At 42.4% G+C, this 20195-nt stretch carries 16 protein-coding genes and 1 tRNA gene; 7 read left to right on the top strand and 10 right to left on the bottom strand.

Annotation, left to right across the window (positions count from 1 at the left end):
- The first annotated feature begins 135 nt into the window (after positions 1 to 135).
- Together D6V41_RS12630 and D6V41_RS12625 are read left to right on the top strand one after the other, a co-directional pair.
- Positions 136 to 1152 carry a DNA topoisomerase IB gene (locus tag D6V41_RS12630; RefSeq protein ID WP_136251880.1) on the top strand — a complete coding sequence of 339 codons (1017 nt, stop codon included), beginning with the start codon at positions 136 to 138 and terminating at the stop codon, positions 1150 to 1152.
- Between the two features lie 111 nt (positions 1153 to 1263).
- Entirely contained in the window at positions 1264 to 3045 is a 1782-nt protein-coding gene (locus D6V41_RS12625; RefSeq protein WP_136251879.1) for a GGDEF domain-containing protein, read from the top strand.
- Between the two features lie 18 nt (positions 3046 to 3063).
- Here D6V41_RS12625 and D6V41_RS12620 read toward each other — a convergent pair whose 3' ends face one another.
- From D6V41_RS12620 to D6V41_RS12600, 5 genes are all read right to left on the bottom strand, one after another.
- Entirely contained in the window at positions 3064 to 4683 is a 1620-nt protein-coding gene (locus D6V41_RS12620; protein WP_136251878.1) for a glycerol-3-phosphate dehydrogenase/oxidase, read from the bottom strand.
- Positions 4684 to 4702: 19 nt separating this feature from the next.
- A complete protein-coding gene (locus D6V41_RS12615; protein ID WP_136251877.1) occupies positions 4703 to 6268 on the bottom strand; it encodes a sodium:solute symporter in 1566 nt (521 codons plus the stop codon).
- Positions 6269 to 6421: 153 nt separating this feature from the next.
- Complete coding sequence (locus D6V41_RS12610) at positions 6422 to 8029, bottom strand: alpha-glucosidase family protein (RefSeq protein WP_136251876.1); 1608 nt, start codon at positions 8027 to 8029, stop codon at positions 6422 to 6424.
- 101 nt (positions 8030 to 8130) lie between these two features.
- Complete coding sequence (locus D6V41_RS12605) at positions 8131 to 9186, bottom strand: LacI family DNA-binding transcriptional regulator (protein ID WP_136251875.1); 1056 nt, start codon at positions 9184 to 9186, stop codon at positions 8131 to 8133.
- 148 nt (positions 9187 to 9334) lie between these two features.
- Positions 9335 to 9538, bottom strand: coding sequence for a hypothetical protein (locus D6V41_RS12600; protein ID WP_136251874.1), 204 nt, complete (start codon positions 9536 to 9538; stop codon positions 9335 to 9337).
- Between the two features lie 303 nt (positions 9539 to 9841).
- On the opposite strand from D6V41_RS12600, the gene D6V41_RS12595 reads away from it, so the two are divergent.
- Positions 9842 to 10648, top strand: a complete 807-nt coding sequence (locus tag D6V41_RS12595; protein ID WP_136251873.1) for a DUF2797 domain-containing protein — start codon at positions 9842 to 9844, stop codon at positions 10646 to 10648.
- Between the two features lie 35 nt (positions 10649 to 10683).
- Here the strand turns inward: D6V41_RS12595 and D6V41_RS12590 are convergent.
- Positions 10684 to 10770: transfer RNA gene (locus tag D6V41_RS12590), tRNA-Leu, on the bottom strand.
- Positions 10771 to 11014: 244 nt separating this feature from the next.
- Here D6V41_RS12590 and D6V41_RS12585 point away from each other — a divergent pair.
- A complete protein-coding gene (locus D6V41_RS12585; RefSeq protein ID WP_136251872.1) occupies positions 11015 to 11512 on the top strand; it encodes an RDD family protein in 498 nt (165 codons plus the stop codon).
- A gap of 16 nt (positions 11513 to 11528) precedes the next feature.
- Here the strand turns inward: D6V41_RS12585 and lptG are convergent, their stop codons facing one another.
- Together lptG and lptF are read right to left on the bottom strand one after the other, a co-directional pair.
- Positions 11529 to 12593 (bottom strand): LPS export ABC transporter permease LptG, encoded by a 1065-nt coding sequence (gene lptG / locus D6V41_RS12580; protein WP_136251871.1) that lies wholly within the window; start codon positions 12591 to 12593, stop codon positions 11529 to 11531.
- Positions 12577 to 13701, bottom strand: coding sequence for an LPS export ABC transporter permease LptF (gene lptF, locus D6V41_RS12575; RefSeq protein WP_136251870.1), 1125 nt, complete (start codon positions 13699 to 13701; stop codon positions 12577 to 12579). The genes lptG and lptF overlap by 17 nt, the downstream gene beginning before the upstream one ends.
- A 241-nt stretch (positions 13702 to 13942) precedes the next feature.
- Here lptF and pepA point away from each other — a divergent pair, with 241 nt between their 5' ends.
- The 3 genes from pepA to D6V41_RS12560 all read left to right on the top strand — a co-directional run bounded on the left by pepA (position 13943) and on the right by D6V41_RS12560 (position 18813).
- The gene (gene pepA, locus D6V41_RS12570) at positions 13943 to 15448 is read left to right on the top strand and encodes a leucyl aminopeptidase (RefSeq protein WP_136251869.1); all 1506 of its coding nucleotides are present in this window, start codon (positions 13943 to 13945) and stop codon (positions 15446 to 15448) included.
- A gap of 30 nt (positions 15449 to 15478) precedes the next feature.
- Positions 15479 to 15928 carry a DNA polymerase III subunit chi gene (locus D6V41_RS12565; protein WP_136251868.1) on the top strand — a complete coding sequence of 150 codons (450 nt, stop codon included), beginning with the start codon at positions 15479 to 15481 and terminating at the stop codon, positions 15926 to 15928.
- 113 nt (positions 15929 to 16041) lie between these two features.
- A complete protein-coding gene (locus tag D6V41_RS12560) occupies positions 16042 to 18813 on the top strand; it encodes a valine--tRNA ligase (protein WP_136251867.1) in 2772 nt (923 codons plus the stop codon).
- Between the two features lie 38 nt (positions 18814 to 18851).
- Here D6V41_RS12560 and D6V41_RS12555 read toward each other — a convergent pair whose 3' ends face one another.
- Complete coding sequence (locus D6V41_RS12555) at positions 18852 to 19091, bottom strand: hypothetical protein (protein WP_136251866.1); 240 nt, start codon at positions 19089 to 19091, stop codon at positions 18852 to 18854.
- Positions 19092 to 19094: 3 nt separating this feature from the next.
- On the bottom strand, positions 19095 to 20015 hold the full coding sequence (locus tag D6V41_RS12550) for a PKD domain-containing protein (RefSeq protein ID WP_136251865.1): 921 nt from the start codon (positions 20013 to 20015) through the stop codon (positions 19095 to 19097).
- Between the last annotated feature and the right edge of the window lie 180 nt (positions 20016 to 20195).

The raw sequence follows: 20195 nt of genomic DNA, 5'->3' as shown, positions 1-20195 counted from the left end.
GGTTTATGAAGACATATCTAAATGTTCAATCTCTTTCGGCCATATTGAAGTAAAAACTATATATTAACCTTTGAAAGCAGGCAGCATCATCTTAAGCATAAGGTAAAGCGAGCGCTGAAGGAGTTATAAAAACAAATGGATCAACTTATTGAGGCGACGCCTGATCGCATGACGATCTCAAGAAAACCTTACGGACGCGGGTTTTCTTATTTTAATGCCCAGAATCAACGAATAAGTTGCAAACAAACCAAATTACGGATCAAGCAATTAACTATCCCGCCAATGTGGAAAGATGTGTTAATCAGTGAAGTAGATAATACGCACATTCAAGCATTCGGTTATGATTTAAAAAAAAGAAAACAATACATTTATCACGAACTTTGGCATCTGCAACAGCAACAGAAGAAGTTTGCTAAGCTTTATGATTTTGCCAAACAATTAAAGGCTATCCGCGCGCAAATACATAGCGATTTAAAAAGAGAAAAATGGGACTACGAAAAAGCATGCGCCAGCGCTCTTATGTTATTAGACAAGACGGGAGTACGAGTAGGAAATAAAGCGTACGTCAAAGAAAACGATACTTATGGTTTGACTACATTAAGACGTAAGCATGTTTTAGAACAAAATAATAAGGTTCAATTACATTTCACTGGCAAGCATAAAGTAGAACGGCAAATTGAAATTGACGATGCCAGACTCGAAAAACTTATAAAAACATGTGCTGATTTACCTGGCTATAGCTTATTTCGCTTTTATGAGAAGGGTACATGGAAAGACTTGGACTCAGATGATATTAACGAATATATTCGTCGAACGATGGGTTCAGCATTTTCCGCAAAAGACTTTAGAACTTGGCACGGAACGTGTGAAGCGGCCAGAAAACATAAAAGCGTTATAAAGGAACTAAATAGCAACACTCGAAAAAAATATGTGCCAACTCTGGTAAAGAGTGTAGCAACTTATCTCGGAAACACACCTTCTGTTTGTAAGTTATATTATATTCATCCATCCATTTTAGAAGCGTTGAAGCAGGCATATGATGATAATCTTGACTTGTCCCTATCTGAATTGCCTCAAACTCAGGCAGATGACGGTTTTATGGACGACGCTGAAAGGTTTGTGTTTGAAAGACTCGCCAATGCTCAGAGTTAAAAACTGACATTAACATTCGCTTTTCATTTGTTAATTTTCCGTTCAGTGATAACATTCTCTCTATAGAATTTTGAATTGAAACTAGTTTTAAAAAAAGAGTAAGGTAACAACTTGAACTTACCGATAGCAATCCCATTTATTTCATTGTTTGTACTTATTGCAGGCTTTTCAAAGAGTGCAGTAGCTGACGTTAAAACCTTGCTTACCGATGTACAAACACTCACCTACGATTGCCCTCAACCAGAATACCGCGGCCAGGTGCAAGCTTTACTTGAAAATGATTCTGTAACGGCCGAAGAGCGCTTTAAGCTTAAGACTATCGAAACTCACTATCAAAACTGTAACGGTCAATTTTCGCAAGCACAAAATACACTCTATTCGTTGTTAGAGAATGACTCTATTGACAAATCAGATAGGTTTTATGCATACGCCGTTTATCAACTCGGCTTTACTTACGATGTCCAGGAACAAGATGAACGATGTGATTATTATTCTGAGGCATACCAATTAGCTAAGGGACGCTTTGAGGATATTGAAGTATCTGCAGAACTGAGTTTAATTACCTATTGTCCGCAAAGTGGATATTCGAGCGATGCAGAAAAGCTGGCTGCATTCTTTAGTATCGTTGAAAAATACTCAAGAAGTGATAACTATGCTTTGTTAGCCCATGTGCATAATCATATTGGCTTGTTTTTCGGCAGAATGGGGCAGCATGTAATGGCGGCTGATCAATTTATAAAAGCTCATGAAATGGGATCCAAGGTTTATAACAGTAGCAACAAGCTGTCTATTTTAATTAGTGCGATTACTTCTCTCCTTGCAACTGGTCAGCATGAGAAAGCGTTTTTTTACATACAAGAGTTTGACAAAATTAATCAAGATGTATCTACGGATCTTACAAATTACTGGTATTACCATGCATTGTCTGGTTATTACTACAGAGCCGAAAAGATAGATGAGCTCGTAGAAACGCTTCCAAAACTAAAGGCTTCAATCGAGCAAGTAAATAGTGGTTTAACCACATTTCTTTACACATGGTATAGCGCTGTACCGTGTTTATATAACGAGGACACAGAGTGTCTGAAAAACTTTATTAGCGAATTTAACAAGCTGCCCCGTAGAAACCTGCAAGACGTTAATTACGATTTTCAGAAATTTTTGGTAAGAGTATATTTTGCTTTAGGTGATCTAGATGCCGCCTCCAAGGCTTTTGAAAAAAGCGTTAAAGCTTTGGATGTTGTAAAAGAGAATTACGAAGGCTTTTCGACTGTACTAGGCATTGCGAATCTCTATGGCAAGATTTACGTTTTAGAAAATCAAATTGAGGCGGCCGAAAGGCGTAAAAATCAAATTATATTCGCAGGAGTTATATTACTTTTATTGATTTTTGTCGCGTTAGTATATTGGGTAAGAAAGCGTCATATTGCTCGAATGGCGATTGACCCTGTCACCAATTTACTAAATAGTAAGACTGCCATATCTGAAATTGCAAAAGTCGATTTTCCCAGTCCGGGCAAATCTAACGCTATAGCCATATTTGACCTTGGAAACTTCAGAGAGGTCAATCGCCAGGTAGGGTCAACAAAAGGGGATTTTGTTCTTCAAACTATTGCTAGTACGCTAAAACAGGTAACCCGGGATAATGACATACTAGGACGATTAGCGCCTGAGCAGTTTATTTTGTGTTTGAAAGATATAGAAGAGGAATCGGCCAAGTCTTTTTTTGAGCGAGTACAGAAAGCGCTAGAGCAAACATTTATTGCTGATCAACATGGGTCTGATATTAGCATACGTTCCAGTATGAGTATCTACATTAATAATGAGAACTTCAGCGATTTAAGCAATATACTTGATGATATGCTGCTGTCTTTAAGTCTACAGACTAATCGATAGCAGCTTTCTTGTGCTTATTCAGATTGATTGAGTCTTGCGAGCTTGCTCAATATATTCCTGCTTTTTCTCGTAGGCATTTTCCCCGAAAAGGATCTCGCAAGCTTCGACAATTCCCGGCGTATCAATAATTTCTTCTTTGCGCAAGACCATCTCAATTTTTGAGCGTCGTCGCAGAAAATCTTCCAGTTTAGTGATCATCTCACGCCTTGCAGCATAGTGAAGTTCAGCCCTCAGGTATTCTGCATTTTTCATTAACTGCTCAGCCTGGCTAGGGTCTCTTTGAATTTCATCCAATATTTGCAATGCATGTATATCATAGCGACGCCATAGTCTGGTTGTCAGTTTCTCAGACGAGTACTCTGGAGTCATATCATCAAGTTTCAGCAATTTTGCGCGATATTCAAATTCTGCTTTAACTGCGTCGGGAGACTCTCCATACCAGATTTTATCTCTATCAGATAAGTGAATACCCATTTTTTCGATATACTCACAAACCTCTTCTCCCACATTGATGCAGTCGGTAAGCTTGCCGCCGAAGATGCTCATATAACTCTCTGCATAATTTACATCAATCGCATGCTTGCGAGACAGTTGTACCCAGTCTGCTTCGCCTTTGCCCCCTTTGACCGCAAGAGGACGCACGCCGCAACGTTCAGAAATAACATCTGCTTCAGTCAATGGGCGCTCCAAGTCAAGCAGTGCATTGACGTTATCTAGAATAAATTTTCTATCTTCATCGGTCACGCTGGTATGAGGGTTTTTGACTTGGTTGTCGGTTGTGCCAATACAGGTTTTTTGTCCCATCGGGATAACAAAAAATAATCGACCGTCTGAGGCAAAAAACGCAAGTACTTTATCGACTTTCGTCAGCTTGTTTACAATAAGGTGAACGCCTTTAGAAAATAAATGTGAATGCTCGGTCTGCTGATGGTTCTCTTTATTAAAGAGGTCAACCATAGGGCCGCATGCGTTTATGATGGCCTTGGATTTGATTGTAAATTGATGCTCACTTTGCGTATCGTAAGCATCGGTATACCATATACCGTCGATTTGCTTGCTTTGTTTCGCACCAAGATAGTTGGCGACGATAGCGCCGTTATCCATGGCGCTTCGAACAAAATTAAAGACAAAACGAGCATCGTTATCGTAAAGGAATGCATCTGAATACTCGAAGCCGCCCTGCGAATTACTTACGTTAATAACCGGCTCTGTTTGTTTGATTTTATCTGCGGTCAAAAAGCTTGGCTTTTGAGTAAAAAATCGCCCCATTACCCAATATAGCAAGGTCCCCATAAATACAAACCAGGCAGGGAAACGAAACCCTTTCTGTAAGGTTGTTAAAAAGCGAATTTCTTTAACCGTTGATGGATAGCTTCGCATGAGGTGATTTCGGCTTTTACACAGCTTATTCACCAGTAAATACTCATGATTTTCTAAATATTTGATGCCGCCCCAAGCCAAATTTGAAGAGTTTGAAGAGGTATGTCCTGCGAAGTCGCCTTTATCAATTAAAGCGACTTTCGCACCTTTGCGAGTCAGAGCTGCGGCTGCAACGGCACCGTTAATACCGGCTCCAACAATCAGAACGTCAAATTGTTGTTCAGCCAATTTTTTGATGTTAGTTTGTCGCAATAACATACGTTATGACTTCTCCTCTCTACCAAAAAGTAAATAGTACCCATAGCATTGCAGCAAGCAATAAAACGGAATGAAGGCGGTAGTCAGCAATAAGACTGGTACCCTTTTGTTCGGCAATCAATGACTTGTCAAACACAAGTTCTGATACGTCTTTATTAAGATCTTGCGGACCAAATATTGAAATGAGCACAAATATTACGGTACATACAACAAACATTACGCCAACTCCGACCGCAAAATGAAGATCGATGACCTGATTTTGACGTGCCAAGAATAATCCTACTCCAAAGGCAAAACCCAAAATCAATGTCCAAAAGGCAGCGCTAGGAGTTGCGCGCTTATAGAAAACACCCACCAAAAATAGCGTCGCGATTGGCGGTACAATGATCGCGAACATTTGTTGAAGGTATAACCATAAACCGCCAAAATTAGCGATTTGAGGAGCCCAAACGGCTGCGATTATCATGATAATAATAGTGGTAATTCGACCGATTTTCGCGACCTGTCTTCCATCTATTCCTGGCCTTGCGGGCTTTACAAAATCGACAACCACCAAAGTAGAGGCTGAGTTAAGCGTAGAATCGACGCTGGACATAATTGCAGAAATGAGTCCTGCAAGCACAATACCTACTACCCCAACGGGTAACACCTCAGCAATCAGTGTTGGAAAGACCATATCGCCATTTTCGATCCCGGGAATAATGCTAATGGCCATAGCGCCTGGCAATACCATGATAAATAGTGGAAGTATTTTTAAGAAACCACCTAGCATCGCTCCCCAGCGCGCGTGTTGAACATTTTTTGCAGCAAGTACTCGTTGCGTAACGTACTGATTGGTTACCCAGTACCAGAATCCAAGAAGTGGCACGCCCACAAGTGTACCTAGCCAAGGCAGCGTTGGGTCATCACTAGGGCGAATTACCGATAAATGCTGATCAGGAACTGAGCTTCGCAGCATATCCCAAGAGAAATCAAGCCGTTCAAACAGCATGTACGTTAATATTGAACAGCCTAAAAGTAAGATAATTGCCTGCAAGGTGTCAGTATAAGCAACCGCTTTCAATCCACCGAATGCCGTGTAAAAACCTGCAATTAGGGCTAAGCCCACACATGTATACGAGAGCGGCAGTTCAGGGAAAAAGACTTGCAAAACGACCGCTCCTGCATAAAGTCCACCAGCCATATCAACTAAAACGCTCGTTACTATCGTGACGGTCGAAAAGATTTTGCGCGAGCGGTGATCGTAGCGTAGCTCCAAGTATTCCGGAACAGTCGTAATTTTTGCGCGCAAGTATATCGGAATGAAAATCGCGGCCATAATGATCAGAGGTAAGCCGGACAACCATTCGTAGTTTGAGTTAGCGATACCGGTTGTGTATGCAGCCCCAGTTAAACCGATTAAAGTCGTACTTGAAATATTGGATGCGAACAAAGATGCACCAATTACTCCCCAAGTAAGTGTCCTTCCACCTAAAAACAGATCTTCGCCTGTCTTGGTTTTTAAACCTACCCAAATACCAATAACTAAAACGATCAAGAAATAAGCGGCAATGACTAATAAATCAATAGTGCTGATGGTGCCCATAACATACTCCGATGCGAGGTAGTCCTCATTATTTTTATTGTTTACAGTCAATCCTTAAGGCTGACTTATTTTTTGTGGCATCTCATCATAACCGAAGTTTTTGCACATTGATGAAACGCGACCAAAATTATTAACTTAATATTTACTTATTTCTTATTCCACATCTGCAAAAAATGCCTGGTAGGGTGGAAGTTGCAATTGATTTTCGTTAAGCGTGTATGAGAACTCTTCCAGACCCATTTTAGCGACATGGGCAAAAGGCAAAGTCAGTTCATGCGTCTCGGACGATAGATTAATGACCACAAGCACCTGCTGTTCTTCGGAGGTTCGCAACCATGCAAGTACACCAGGTAAGTCCAGCAGAGTAAATTCACCTTGCCGCAAAGCAGGTTGCTGGTTACGCCATTTAATTAATCGGCGAGTTTTGTTTAACGTACTGTTGTCGTGATTGCTTTGTAAATCAACAGCCATTTGAGTCTGAAGCTTATCGACAGGTAACCAAGGCTTACTTGTAGAAAATCCGGCAAAATCCGCTGTACTGTCCCAAACCATCGGCGTTCTGCAGCCATCTCGTCCTTTATATTCCGGCCAGAAAGGCTTGCCGTAAGGATCTTGAATATCTTCATATGCAACATCACCTTCCGGCAGTCCCAATTCTTCGCCCTGATACATGCAAACGCTACCTTTTAAACTTAACAGCATGGCACTGGCTGCCAATGCGAAGTCAGCAGACGGGTTGTCACCTCCCCATCTTGACACAACGCGCTTAACGTCATGATTGCACAATGCCCAACACGCCCAGCCATCTTTAAGCGTTTGATTAAATTCTTCAGCGATGGATTCAATTGCGTTTTTCGTGCAGTCCTCACCAAGCAAATCGAAGGTATAGGCCATGTGCATACGATCGTCGCCTTGGGTGTACTCAGCCATAATTTCCAGCGAGTGTTCGCCATTAATTTCACCCATGGTCGTGGTACCCGGATACAGGTCCATCAAAGCCCGCATTTTTTTAATAAATTCAATGTTTTCCGCTTGGGTGATTGAGTAAATATGCGCTTGGCGAGAATACGGGTTTGAATCAGTAACACCCACGGTACTGCGTTCACCTTCAGGAAAAACAGGGTTATCCCGCAATGCCTTGTCGTGAAAATAAAAGTTGGCTACATCTAATCGAAAGCCATCTACGCCCAAGTCCAACCAGAACTTTAAATTATCCAGCTGCGCCTGCTGAACATCAGGATTATGAAAATTTAAATCAGGCTGGTTACTCAAGAAGTTATGCAGGTAATACTGGCCTCTTGCATCATCATAAGTCCAAGCACTGCCTCCGAAAAAAGACAGCCAATTATTTGGTGGTCCACCATTTTCCGATGGGTCAGCCCAAACAAACCAATCTGCTTTTGCGTTAGACTTATTCTGTCTGCTCTGCTGAAACCAGTCATGTTCAATCGAACAGTGACTCAGAACCTGGTCGATAATTACCTTAAGACCAAGAGAATGCGCTTTGTCGAGAAGAGATTTAAAATCATCTAAATCGCCAAATAACGGGTCAACCGCGCGATAGTCTGAAATGTCATACCCAAAATCGTGCATAGGAGACTTGAAAAACGGGGATATCCAGATCGCATCTACGCCCAAGGACTGAACATATTCGAGCTTTTCAGTGATACCGGGTAAATCTCCAACGCCGTTATTCGAAGAATCTTTGAAGCTTCGAGGATAAATTTGATAAATAACCGCGCCTTTCCACCAATCTGACATTTAAAACCTACTTCTTAGATTAATTTGAACGCTGATTTTACTCAAATTTCATAATGGAAAAATCTAAAAGCTGACTTAATTTAACTTAATTTTTACTTAAATTAAGTAATTTTTGGGCAAGAATTACCGATTATGAGTGGAGCATGAAGGATTAGGTCTTTTTCTTCTCGCTGACCTAAAAAGATCTCGGCTGCTACACGTCCTTTTTCCAAACTTGGTTGTTCTATAGTCGTTAATGTATTTGGTCCATGCTTACCCTCTTCAATCCCATCAAAACCTGTAATCATTAAATCTTCAGGGACACGAATTCCTAAATCATGCGCGGCTTTTATTGCGCTTAAAGCAATGCGATCGCTCATGCATAATAACAAGCGAGGTCGCTTTTCCTGTTTCAACACGTAACGAGCGGTTTCATAGGCGAGAAAATGGGTATTGTCAGGAATATGCCAGATATTCTCTTCATCGATGTGAATATTTTTTGCCTGCGCTGCATCTAAATAGCCAAGTAGTCGCTGCACCATAATACTTTTTCGTTCGTCAAAGAGGCTAGCGTTTTTTAAATTTACTGTTGTGTTTTCATGCGCCATTCGCAAACCCAATATCGCAACATTCTCGTTGCACTGATTAAGCGCGAAATCGGCACATTCTCTTGCGGCTTTTCGGTTGTTGATATTAATTGATATGCCTTTCTGAAGCTCAAAATCTATGGCCAAAATGGCTTTGCGGTGGTACAGCAATTCATTGAGCCGGTCTTGAGATGGCGGGCCGTAGATGATGAATCCCTCAACGAAAGACTCAATACCCGAGAGACTCTTTAGCTCCCGTCTTGATGGTACAACCAATATATTGTATTCGGGCTCGTCAAATACCTGAGAAATTCCCTGAAGGACTTTATTCGCAACGGGGTCGGAAAAGCTGTAGCTCAGTTGATGGGAAAGCATTACTGCAATGACTTTAGTTTTGCTAGTGCGTAGTTGTCGACTCTCGGCATGTGGACCGGCGTAACCCATCTCTTTACAAGATTGTAGGATATCCTCTCTTAATTCTTGCGAAAGCTGAGAGGGGCGATTAAAAGCGTTTGAAATAGTCGCCGTGGAAACGCCAATACGTTGAGCGACTTCTTTAAGCGTTAGTCTTTTTGCACGTCTTATCGTCATATTTGCAGTCAATAAACTGGCTCAAAAGATATTTGAGCACAGGGAGTTAGCATATTTTTTACTATAACATCAGATTCAGCCCTGTGCCTACTTTGTACATATTATGGTTATATGTAACGCACATAACTAAGCCTTAGTTGAGATTGAACTAATGTTTTTGACTTTTTTGCTGGCCTAAATGAGTAATGTTGTTTAAGGCCTTTCCTAAAAATGTTGAGTGAGTAATTTCGAGCAGTTCATCCACTTCTAAAAGTAGTTGTCGTGTTTTCTCATCGCCTAAAGACTGGCAATGTTCTGCAAGGGATGCGACTTCTTCCCGTAAATATTGAATTTTTGAATCGATTAATTTCATGTAACAACCTCTTAATCGATAAAGTAACCTGATGTTAACAAATTAAAAATCAGGGAATGCCTTTTAAGGACATCAAACTGTTCGAAAAAAATTGATAATTATCAAAAATATTGATGCTGGGTCAGAGTTATATCGTTCTAGCCATGTAAAAGGATTTTCGTCATACTCTTGTTGATTCAATTTTTAGGAGAGGACATTTTTATAAGCTAACAATGCCTAAATTAATCAAGGTTTGTTAGACTCTCGTCCTTTCGCGTAATCATGTAAAAGAGAGACCTTGTGCACACAGGAATAATAAGAAAAATGCGGGTCACTACAGATCCGAATAATCAAGCGCAATATCTGCTTCCCATAGGCGACGAAACTATAGACGTAAACGCGTTAATCGGTCGCTCAGTTAAGGTAAATCACACAGGTAAAATTCAATGTGTGGCCTGCGCGCGCGATACAAAAAAAAGCTTTAATCAAGGCTATTGTTACCCGTGTTTGATGCGCCTTGCGCGCTGTGATTCGTGCATAATTAAACCTGAATTATGTCATTACCACGAGGGAACCTGCAGAGAGCCAGAGTGGGGAGAGGAAAACTGTTTGCAGTCACATTTTGTTTATTTGGCAAACACGGGAGCGGCAAAAGTAGGGATCACCCGCCACGATAGCGATGGCGTGTCTTCAAGATGGATTGATCAAGGGGCATCGCAAGCACTGCCGATTTTTAGAGTCAGCGAGCGAAAACTAAGTGGCTTGGTTGAAATTGTTTTAGCAAAACATATCAGCGATAAAACCAACTGGCGAACCATGTTAAAAGGCGATATTCAGGAAGTAGATTTACTCGAGCTTAGAGATAGCCTGCTAGAGAAAGCGAAACCCGAGCTTGATGCCTTAAAGCAGGAATATGGTCTGCAAGCCATTTCAGATTTAGATGCATCGCCTGTTGACATTACTTATCCGGTTAATAAATATCCAAGTAAAATCAAGTCTATAAACTTAGACAAAACCCCAAACTTTGAAGGGCAGCTGCTTGGTATCAAAGGGCAATATTGGATCTTGAATGACGATCGCGTTATCAACATGCGTAAATATGCAGGTTATGAGCTTTCGATAAATTATTGAGGTTAAACGTTTGAATCAGACAACCCGAAAAGGGTTGGTACCAGAGGCCGGACTTGAACCGGCACAGTGTTGCCACCGGCGGATTTTGAATCCGCTGCGTCTACCAATTTCGCCACTCTGGCTTTGAAATGACGGCTTCTTTCGAAGTGTTGGGCATTATAGCTATCTGTTTTGTACTATCAAGTGTTATTTACATCAAGATGTGTTAATTGCTCAAGTTATACGCCATTGCTTTTCTAAGGGGGAGATTTTAATGCTAAACTTAACTCTTAATGATTTTGAATTGGCATTAAACCTCGATATTCTAAAACGATCTAATCAACAGATCCGTAATAATTTTGCTTAAACTTTCCTGGTATTCTTGAAATGTCTGAAGATGTAAAAAAACGCGCTGGATTTTTTAGACGCTTGGCAGCCATGGTCTACGATGGCCTTATTGCTGTGGCGATTGGTATGCTGTCTGCGCTGGTAATTATAGGTGTATTGACCGCCCTTTTTGCGCAAGGAATTATCCCCAATCAAGGATTTGAGCATTTTAATGAATTTATTCAACAAAGCGTTATTTATACTTTAATTGTCCAAATATGGGTGCTGATCTGGGTAAGCGTATTCTTTTTATGGTTTTGGAAACACGGAGGTCAAACGCTTGGAATGCGTGCCTGGCGCATCCGTATTTTTAATCTTCGCGAAAACGATGAAGTGGGTTACAAGCGTCTTTTTATACGATTAATAAGTTCTCTGTGTGGACTGGGAACCTTATTGGTTTTAATTGATTTTAAGAATAAATTAGCGCTGCAAGACAGGCTCACACAAACTGAGGTGCTGGTGCTAAGCAAGGAAGAAAATCACCATAGAGCTTGGTGATTTTCCTACCAATAAATTATTGCCGTTTTAATAAGTAAGCCGCTAGCGCGGCAAACACCAGTGAAGGTAATAAGGCGCCAAGCACGGGCGTGAGTTGAAACACCAAGCTTGCCTGACCAAAAATTTCATTGCTGATAAAGAAAGAAAAGCCAGCGATCACACCCATAATTGTGCGAGCGCCCATAGTGACACTTCTTAAAGGGCCGAATATGAAAGACATCGCTAGCAATAACATGACTGCCACTGACAATGGCTGAAAAATTTTGCGCCAAAGTGCTAATTGATATCGAGCGGGATCCTGACCATTATTTTCCAAATAGGCCACATAGTCGATTAATCCACGAATAGAAAGCGCTTCAGGCTTGACCGCCACAATGCCAAGCTTATCTGGTGTTAGCGTGCTTTCCCAAATATATTGCTTGAGGTCTTCATTTTCGATTTGAGTGTCGTTAAACTCAATGCGTTTGATGTTGGTAAGCGACCAGTTTTCCCCGTTAAAATCAGCAAAGCCTGCCATGATTATTTGTCGCAAATTAAGTTCATCATCAAACTTAAATATTTCAATGTCTTGCAAGCTGTCTTGATCGATCACTTGTGAAATGCTGACAAAGTCATTTCCATCTTTCGCCCATGTAACGCTGCCCGACGCCAAAAGACTGCCTCCCGACAGGGCTTCGGTGCGCAGCTCTTTTGCTTTGGTTTCACTTTGAGGGGTAATAAATTCCCCCACGGCCATCATCAGTAAAATGACAATGACGACAGACTTCATGGCCGACATTGTAATATTCGTGCGGCTCAGGCCTGATGCCTGCATCACTACTAATTCGCTGCTTTGTGCTAAGAGTCCCATGCCTATTAAACCACCTAAAAGCGTTGCCATGGGTAAAAATAACTCGACTTCACGAGGCAGACTTAAAAATACATAAAGTGCAGCAACTGTCATGTCGTAGTCACCTTGCCCGATTCGTCGTAATTGCTCCACGAATTTTATCAGCGCACTCAATCCCACTAACACCGATAATGTCACCGCTACTGTGCTTAATAATGTGCGGGCAATATAAAAATCAAGAAGGCGAAACATTATTTTGCTCCGCTTTGTTTCCTAAAAACAGTTGGCGAATAATCGCGCCTGTTTTTCTGTCTCTGGCAATCAAACCTATGCCTACAATCAGCATAACCACATGCACCCACCATAAACCCAAAAAGCTCGGTAGCTTGCCATCTTCCATAATTCTTCGGGAGGCGAGCAATAACAAAAAATAGCCTAAATACAGCAAAAGCGCCGGGAACATTTTACCAAAACGACCTTGTCGTGGGTCGACAGCGCTCATGGGAACTGCAATCAACACTAAAAATGGTAAGGATAAAGGAATGGCAATCCGCCATTGCAACTCAGCTGAGGCTTCAATGGTGTCCATCTCCCATAACTCTGACGTAGGAACCGCAACCAGTTTTCTGCTTTCACTTTCACGATTTGGTGGCGTGATCGTGACGCTGTACTCGTCGAAAGTCACAATCTGATAATCGGTTTCCTGTTTAGTGCCGTTGTACTGTTTACCATTCGATAAAACAAGCGTTTGTTCACCAAAGGCACTGGCATTGATGCGCCCTTCTTTTGCATAAATAATATGTACATCTTCTTCATTATTAGAACGTTGAGAAAGAAACACCTTTTGAAGCGCTTCAGACTCGCCGTCTGTATCGTGCACAAAAATAACGGCCCTGTTGTCGTCAGTTTGTTGAAAGCGGCCTGGCACAACTGCAGCAATGCCAGAATTTGCCGCGGCGTCTTCTTTAAGCTGATACTCTTTTTCCAGTGCAAGAGGCGCTAAATAGAGGGTGACCAGCGCTGTAATAGCCGCGATAAATAAAGAAAAGATGAGAGTAATGCGTGTGACATACCATTCACTTACGCCGCAAGCGCGCAGTACAGTCATTTCACTTTCAACATACATTCTTCCGTGCGCGAGCATAACACCTAAAAACAGGCTGATGGGTAATACAAGAGATGCTAATACCGGGCTGTATAAGGTAATAAATCCTAGCACCAGTTCTGCTGGCACATTGCCGTCGGTAGCGTCTCCCAGAACGCGCACAAAGCGAAGCGTAATAAAAATAGACATTAAGATGAAAAATACGGCGATTTGTGATTTAAATGTTTCGCGCAGGAGATATTTAAAAATAAGCATTTGGGCCGTTTTCTTTTTTCACGAAATAGTCATTTTTGGTGGAAAGGCAACAATATTTAAGTAAACTTGTCATTTATTGCACTTTTGTATATTAACAAGATAATCTTTGATAAAGTGTAACATACAAAAAACGTAAGCTGATAGGCATTAAGTGGCCCTTCTTAGCGATTTAATTATTCGCTCTGAGTTTTAGCTTGCAAACGACAGAATAGATAGGCGATCAGCATAAAATGAGGTCCTCATGGAATTTGGTGTAAAAAGCGGTAGTCCTGAAAAACAGCGCAGTGCTTGTATTGTGGTAGGTGTATTTGAACCGAGGCGCTTAACGCCTGTTGCCGAACAGCTAGACGAGATCAGCGAAGGGTATATCAGCAACCTTATTCGCAGAGGAGATTTAGAAGGCAAAGCGGGCCAAATGCTTTTGCTTCACCATGTGCCAAATGTCCTCAGTGAACGCGTGCTGCTAGTAGGTTGTGGTAAAGAGCGAGAGCTGAACGAACGTCAGTACAAACAAATCGTCGCAAAAACGATTCAAACGCTTAATGAAACAGGGTCGATGGAGGCTGTTAGCTTTTTAACCGAACTGCACGTCAAAGGCCGCGATACATATTGGAAAGTCCGTCAGGCAGTTGAGGCGGCAAATGACTCTGTATATACCTTTCTTCAGCTTAAAACAAAAAAGGGTGAGCCACGCAGACCACTGCGCAAGATGGTGTTTAATGTGCCTACCCGTCGTGAATTGGCTTTGGGTGAACGCGCTATAGAGCATGCGCAGGCAATCAGCGCAGGTGTCAAGGTTGCGAAAGATGTGGCGAATATGCCGCCCAATATTTGCAACCCGAAATATCTGAATGAACAAGCTGCTGAGCTTGTATCGCAATACGATACGTTATCGCTTGATACCATTGGAGAAGCGCAAATGGAGGAGTTGGGTATGCATTCCTATCTCGCTGTAGGGCGCGGCTCCGCAAATGAATCCATTATGTCGGTCATCAAGCATCAAGGTGCTGCAAAAGATCAGGCACCTATTGTCATTGTTGGTAAAGGACTTACCTTTGATTCTGGTGGTATATCCATAAAGCCAAGTGAAGCAATGGATGAGATGAAATACGACATGGGTGGCGCGGCAGGGGTGCTTGGTTTGATGCACACTGTTGCTGCTCTTAACTTGCCCCTTAATATCATCGGTGTATTGGCTGGTTGCGAAAATATGCCTGACGCCAATGCCTATCGCCCTGGCGATATTTTAACGACAATGTCGGGGCAAACAGTAGAAGTGCTAAATACCGACGCAGAAGGGCGCTTGGTGCTATGTGATGCACTCACGTATGTCGAACGCTTCGAGCCTGAGGCGGTAATTGATGTCGCAACCCTCACCGGTGCGTGTGTTATTGCGTTAGGGAAGCATGCTACCGCTGTATTGAGTTCGCACAATCCCCTTGCTCACGAAATTATCAATGCTTCGGAGCAAAGTGCTGACAAAGCTTGGCGTTTGCCGCTTTGGGATGAATATCAGGAACAGATTGAAAGCCCTTTCGCAGATATGGCGAACATTGGCGGCAGACCTGCGGGAACTATCACAGCAGCGTGTTTTCTCTCTCGCTTTACAAAAAAATACAATTGGGCGCATTTGGACATTGCGGGCACAGCTTGGGTAGGTGGCGCGAGAAAAGGCGCAACAGGCCGTCCTGTTCCCATGCTATCGCAGTATTTAATGAACAAAGCCAATATCGCTATTGATGAATAATCACGGTTTTATTAAGCAGGAAAGTGGCTGATGCGAGTTTCATTTTACGAACTGCCTTCGCAATCTCAAGACAGTCCAGAAGCACTTGTGGAGCATGTGAGTGAGTTAATTCTCACTCATTATAAGCAAGGCCAGTACATGACGCTATTATGTGAAACAAAAGCGCAGGCAGAAGCGCTTGATGAGTTTATATGGCAGCAACCAGCTGAACATTTTATTGCACATAACTTAAGCGGCGAGGGCCCTGCAAACGGCACACCGGTTGATATTACATGGTTAGAGGCTATCAAAACCTCACCCATTCGAAATAAAAAGTTGGTTATCAATTTATCGCTTAGCTTTCTTGCGCAATTCGCTGCCTTTCAACACATCATCGATTTTGTACCAAGCGTTGAGATAGAAAAGGAAGCTGCCCGAGAGCGTTATAAGCAATATAAGCAGGCAGGATGCGATATGGTGTTTAACCGCGCTGACACTTAAGTTTGCCAAGCGATAGGCTGTTAAAAGACAGGTTGATACATCAATAGAGTAGATTAATGAAACAGAGAACGTTTTTACTGGTTTTCTGTCAAGAATGAACACGAGATTTTTTAATGGAAAAAACATTTAACCCCAGTCAGATCGAACAAGCTTGCTATCAGCATTGGGAAAACAAAGGTATGTTTCGCCCCTCAGGTCATGGAGAGCCCTACTGCATACTTCTTCCACCTCCCAATGTGACGGGTAGTTTGCACATGGGGCATGCATTTCAGCATACGATTATGGATGCATTGATTCGTTACCACAGAATGAAAGGTGACAACACTCTCTGGCAGTGTGGAACTGACCACGCTGGCATTGCCACACAAATGGTCGTTGAGCGTCAGCTCAATGCAAAAGGACAGACACGTCATGACCTGGGCCGAGATAAATTCGTTGAACGAATTTGGGAATGGAAAGAGGAATCTGGCGGTAATATTACTCAGCAAATGCGACGCTTAGGAACATCACCCGACTGGGAGCGGGAAGTGTTTACTATGGATGAGAACTTGTCTGAAGCCGTGCAAGAGGTCTTTGTGCAGTTATACGATGAAGGTTTAATCTATCGTGGAAAACGCTTGGTGAACTGGGACCCAGTATTACTTACAGCAGTGTCTGATCTGGAAGTGGTAAACGAAGAAGAGGATGGTCATATGTGGCATATGCGCTATCCCTTGTCGGACGGTTCAGGGGCAATTGTTGTAGCCACAACGCGGCCTGAAACAATGTTAGGCGATACGGCTGTCGCGGTCCATCCAGAGGATGAGCGATATCAGGACATCATTGGAAAGACAATTACTCTTCCGCTTTCTCAGCGACAAATTCCCATCATTGCAGATGATTACGTTGACCCTGAATTTGGAACCGGCTGCGTTAAAATAACTCCCGCTCATGATTTTAACGACTACGATATGGGTAAACGTCATAATTTGCCTATGATAAACGTCTTTACTGATGACGCTAAAATCAATGACGATGCACCAGAAGCTTATCGCGGTTTAGATCGATTTGAAGCAAGAGAACGCATCGTTGAAGATTTAAAAGCCTTGGATTTGCTGGTTGATATAAAGCCTCACAAATTAAAAGTTCCTCGTGGCGATAGAACCGGTGTCGTTATCGAACCTTATCTCACAAATCAATGGTATGTTGCTGTTGAGAGTCTGGCAAAACCTGCCATCGATGCGGTTGAATCTGGTGAAATTCGCTTTGTTCCTGAAAATTGGAATAAAACCTACTTTCAGTGGATGCATAATATTCAAGACTGGTGTATTTCAAGACAACTTTGGTGGGGGCATCGTATTCCGGCCTGGTTTGATGAAAATGGCAAAGTTTATGTTGGTAAGTCAGAGCAGCAGGTTCGAGAAAAGTACGCTTTAAGTGACGATTTGCCACTTAAGCAAGATGAAGACGTACTGGATACCTGGTTTTCATCTGCATTATGGCCTTTCGCTACCATGGGCTGGCCAAAAGAAACTCCAGAGTTAGAGACTTTTGTGCCCAGTTCAGTGCTGGTTACGGGCTTTGACATTATTTTCTTTTGGGTTGCCAGAATGATCATGATGACCAAAAAATTCACTGGCAAAATTCCGTTCAAAGAGATTTATATTACCGGTCTCATTCGTGATGAGAATGGCGATAAAATGTCTAAATCAAAAGGAAACGTACTCGACCCCATTGACCTAATTGATGGCATTGGACTTGACGCCCTGATTGAAAAGCGAACTACCGGAATGATGCAGCCTCAACTGGCTGATAAAATCACCAAACAAACTCGCAAACAATTTCCGGAAGGGATTAACGCTTACGGTACAGATGCACTGCGCTTTACCTTTGCGGCGATGGCATCGACCAGCCGAGACATTAACTTTGATATGAGTCGAGTGGAAGGTTATCGAAACTTTTGTAATAAAATTTGGAACGCGACGCGGTTTGTTCTTATGAATACAGAAGATTTTGATACTGGCAATGCCGGTGGAGAGCGAATATTAAGCCCTTTCGACCGCTGGATATGGTCGCGTTTTGAGCGCGCCGTCGCACAATTTGAAAGTCATCTTGCAGATTACCGCTTTGATTTGGCCGCTCAGACGCTTTACGAATTTACGTGGAATCAGTTCTGTGACTGGTATTTAGAGCTTAGCAAGCCCATTTTAAATAGCGATAGCGCAAATGATGCGGAAAAGCGCGGCACGCGCCACACGCTCATAAATGTGCTTGAGCAGTTAATGCGTGTTTTACATCCAATCATGCCGTTTATTAGCGACGAAATCTGGCAGCGAGTTAAGCCACTTTCTGCGAACTTTACTGACGCAGCAAGCATTATGGTGGATGTTTTCCCTCAGTTTGAGACAAGTGTCATCGACGAGCAGGCCGAAGCAGACATAGAGTGGGTTAAAGCTTTTGTTATTGGTATTCGCAATATCAGAGGCGAAATGGACATTGCGCCATCTAAGCGACTACCTGTGCTTTTAAACAACCTCAGTGAGCAAGATAAAACGCGTTTACGCAATACTCAGGAATACTTGCTTATGCTGGCCAAGCTCGAGTCAATCGACATACTTGATGAGGAATCAACAGCGCCAGCTAGCGCCACTGCCCTAGTTGGCGAAATGGAGATTCTGATCCCAATGGCTGGGCTGATTGATAAAGAAGCAGAGCTGGCAAGACTGGCGAAAGCGGCAGAAAAACTCGAAAAAGAACTCGCTCGCACAGAGGGAAAATTGAATAACCAGAACTTTGTGAGCAAAGCTCCGAGCGAAGTCATTGATAAGGAAAAAGCAAAACTTGAAGATGCACAAATGCAATTAAAGAAATTACAGGAGCAGCAACAGCAAATCGAGGCGCTTTAGGGGAACCAAGTCGACACCCTTCGACCAAGTCGTCATCCCTAAGCCGAATCGTCATCCCCTCGAAAGAGGGGAACTCCCAAATAAACATCGTCATCCCCTCGAAAGAGGGGAACTCCCAAATAAACATCGTCATCCCCTCGAAAGAGGGGAACTCCCAAATAAACATCGTCATCCCCTCGAAAGAGGGGAACGCCCAAACAAGCATCGTCATCCCCTCGAAAGAGGGGAACTCCCAAACAAGCATCGTCATCCCCTCGAAAGAGGGGATCTCCCAACACTCACTATTCACTTACCCTAACAGGCAATTCCAACACACGAACAACCGCAGGATTATCGTCATTCGCTAGCTCCAAACTGATTACAAACGTTCCGCTCTCATCAAAGCTTGTACTTACGAATTTGCCGGCATCTTCAAATTGCCCATCGTTGTCAAAATCCCATCGCCAACTAGTCACCTCACCAACTCCTTGAACGTGAAAACTATCTTTTATTTCAAAGTAGACGGTTTGCCCTACAACTGCATTTTTTGGATAGTTTATGATTGCGGATAACAGTTTTTCACCTTTTAACAGGAGTATTTCTGATAATTTATCAGAGGTCACTTCTATTAGGTCTTGCATGGCATTTGGCGCGTCTCTTCCCTTGCTGGCAAAGTTCTCTATCGGCCAGATTAAGCCGCCAGTCATCAATGCCAATTTTAATAATTTGTCTACGTTGACCTGCCCAACATCATTAATGAAATTCGACTGCTGAAATTCATTGCAAGCTGACATGGTTCCATCCTTTGATAGAATTTGGGAATCACCGCTAAATGCAACTGCTTGCTTTTCATCACACCAAACATTTACTGGCCCAAAAAAGTGAAATTCTGAACGTCTGGCAAGAAGGTTATCCATCAGGTTCTGTGTATCGGAATTATTTAGTTCGAGGTTTCGACCGTCGGTAAATACGAGCACCATAGCGTCATTTAATTCATTTGTGCTGGCGATGGATTCAAGTACTGGCAAAATATTTTCTGTTGAGTCAAGCAGAATTGCGTTTGTAAGTTCTTGGCTTATCAAACCCAAAGTGCTTGTTTTTTCGCCGACTAATTTCTCTCGAAAACTAAGATACTTCACATTTTGAGTAATTTTTTCTTTGCCACTCAACTTAGCGTCTAATGCTTGCAACATTTCTGCAATTACCGGTTGTGAATGCTGCATGGAGACTGAAGAATCAAAAATTATAAAAAGATGAGGCTCTGATTTGGCTTGTGCAAAATTTGCCATAGCAAGCATGAGCGCGAACGCAAGCAAGTAGGATTTTCTAAAACAATTATGGCTTAAAAAAAGCATGAAGTGTGTCTCAGAATTTGGTCGACTTTTAATTCATAGCATAAAATA

Source organism: Ningiella ruwaisensis (assembly GCF_004798935.1).
Lineage (GTDB): Bacteria > Pseudomonadota > Gammaproteobacteria > Enterobacterales > Alteromonadaceae > Glaciecola > Glaciecola ruwaisensis.
Note: the sequence above shows the minus strand (reverse complement) of the source record. Positions and strands in the feature narration are given on the sequence as shown.

What these genes read in the sequence shown, in the direction of transcription:
- D6V41_RS12630 (WP_136251880.1), top strand. Translation starts at nt 136, where the DNA reads ATGGATCAACTTATTGAGGCGACGCCTGATCGCATGACGATCTCAAGA.
- D6V41_RS12550 (WP_136251865.1), bottom strand. Translation starts at nt 20,015, where the DNA reads ATGCAGCATTCACAACCGGTAATTGCAGAAATGTTGCAAGCATTAGAC.
- lptG (WP_136251871.1), bottom strand. Translation starts at nt 12,593, where the DNA reads ATGTTTCGCCTTCTTGATTTTTATATTGCCCGCACATTATTAAGCACA.
- D6V41_RS12610 (WP_136251876.1), bottom strand. Translation starts at nt 8,029, where the DNA reads ATGTCAGATTGGTGGAAAGGCGCGGTTATTTATCAAATTTATCCTCGA.
- D6V41_RS12560 (WP_136251867.1), top strand. Translation starts at nt 16,042, where the DNA reads ATGGAAAAAACATTTAACCCCAGTCAGATCGAACAAGCTTGCTATCAG.
- D6V41_RS12615 (WP_136251877.1), bottom strand. Translation starts at nt 6,268, where the DNA reads ATGGGCACCATCAGCACTATTGATTTATTAGTCATTGCCGCTTATTTC.
- D6V41_RS12565 (WP_136251868.1), top strand. Translation starts at nt 15,479, where the DNA reads ATGCGAGTTTCATTTTACGAACTGCCTTCGCAATCTCAAGACAGTCCA.
- lptF (WP_136251870.1), bottom strand. Translation starts at nt 13,701, where the DNA reads ATGCTTATTTTTAAATATCTCCTGCGCGAAACATTTAAATCACAAATC.
- D6V41_RS12605 (WP_136251875.1), bottom strand. Translation starts at nt 9,186, where the DNA reads ATGACGATAAGACGTGCAAAAAGACTAACGCTTAAAGAAGTCGCTCAA.
- D6V41_RS12600 (WP_136251874.1), bottom strand. Translation starts at nt 9,538, where the DNA reads ATGAAATTAATCGATTCAAAAATTCAATATTTACGGGAAGAAGTCGCA.
- D6V41_RS12585 (WP_136251872.1), top strand. Translation starts at nt 11,015, where the DNA reads ATGTCTGAAGATGTAAAAAAACGCGCTGGATTTTTTAGACGCTTGGCA.
- D6V41_RS12595 (WP_136251873.1), top strand. Translation starts at nt 9,842, where the DNA reads ATGCGGGTCACTACAGATCCGAATAATCAAGCGCAATATCTGCTTCCC.
- D6V41_RS12620 (WP_136251878.1), bottom strand. Translation starts at nt 4,683, where the DNA reads ATGTTATTGCGACAAACTAACATCAAAAAATTGGCTGAACAACAATTT.
- pepA (WP_136251869.1), top strand. Translation starts at nt 13,943, where the DNA reads ATGGAATTTGGTGTAAAAAGCGGTAGTCCTGAAAAACAGCGCAGTGCT.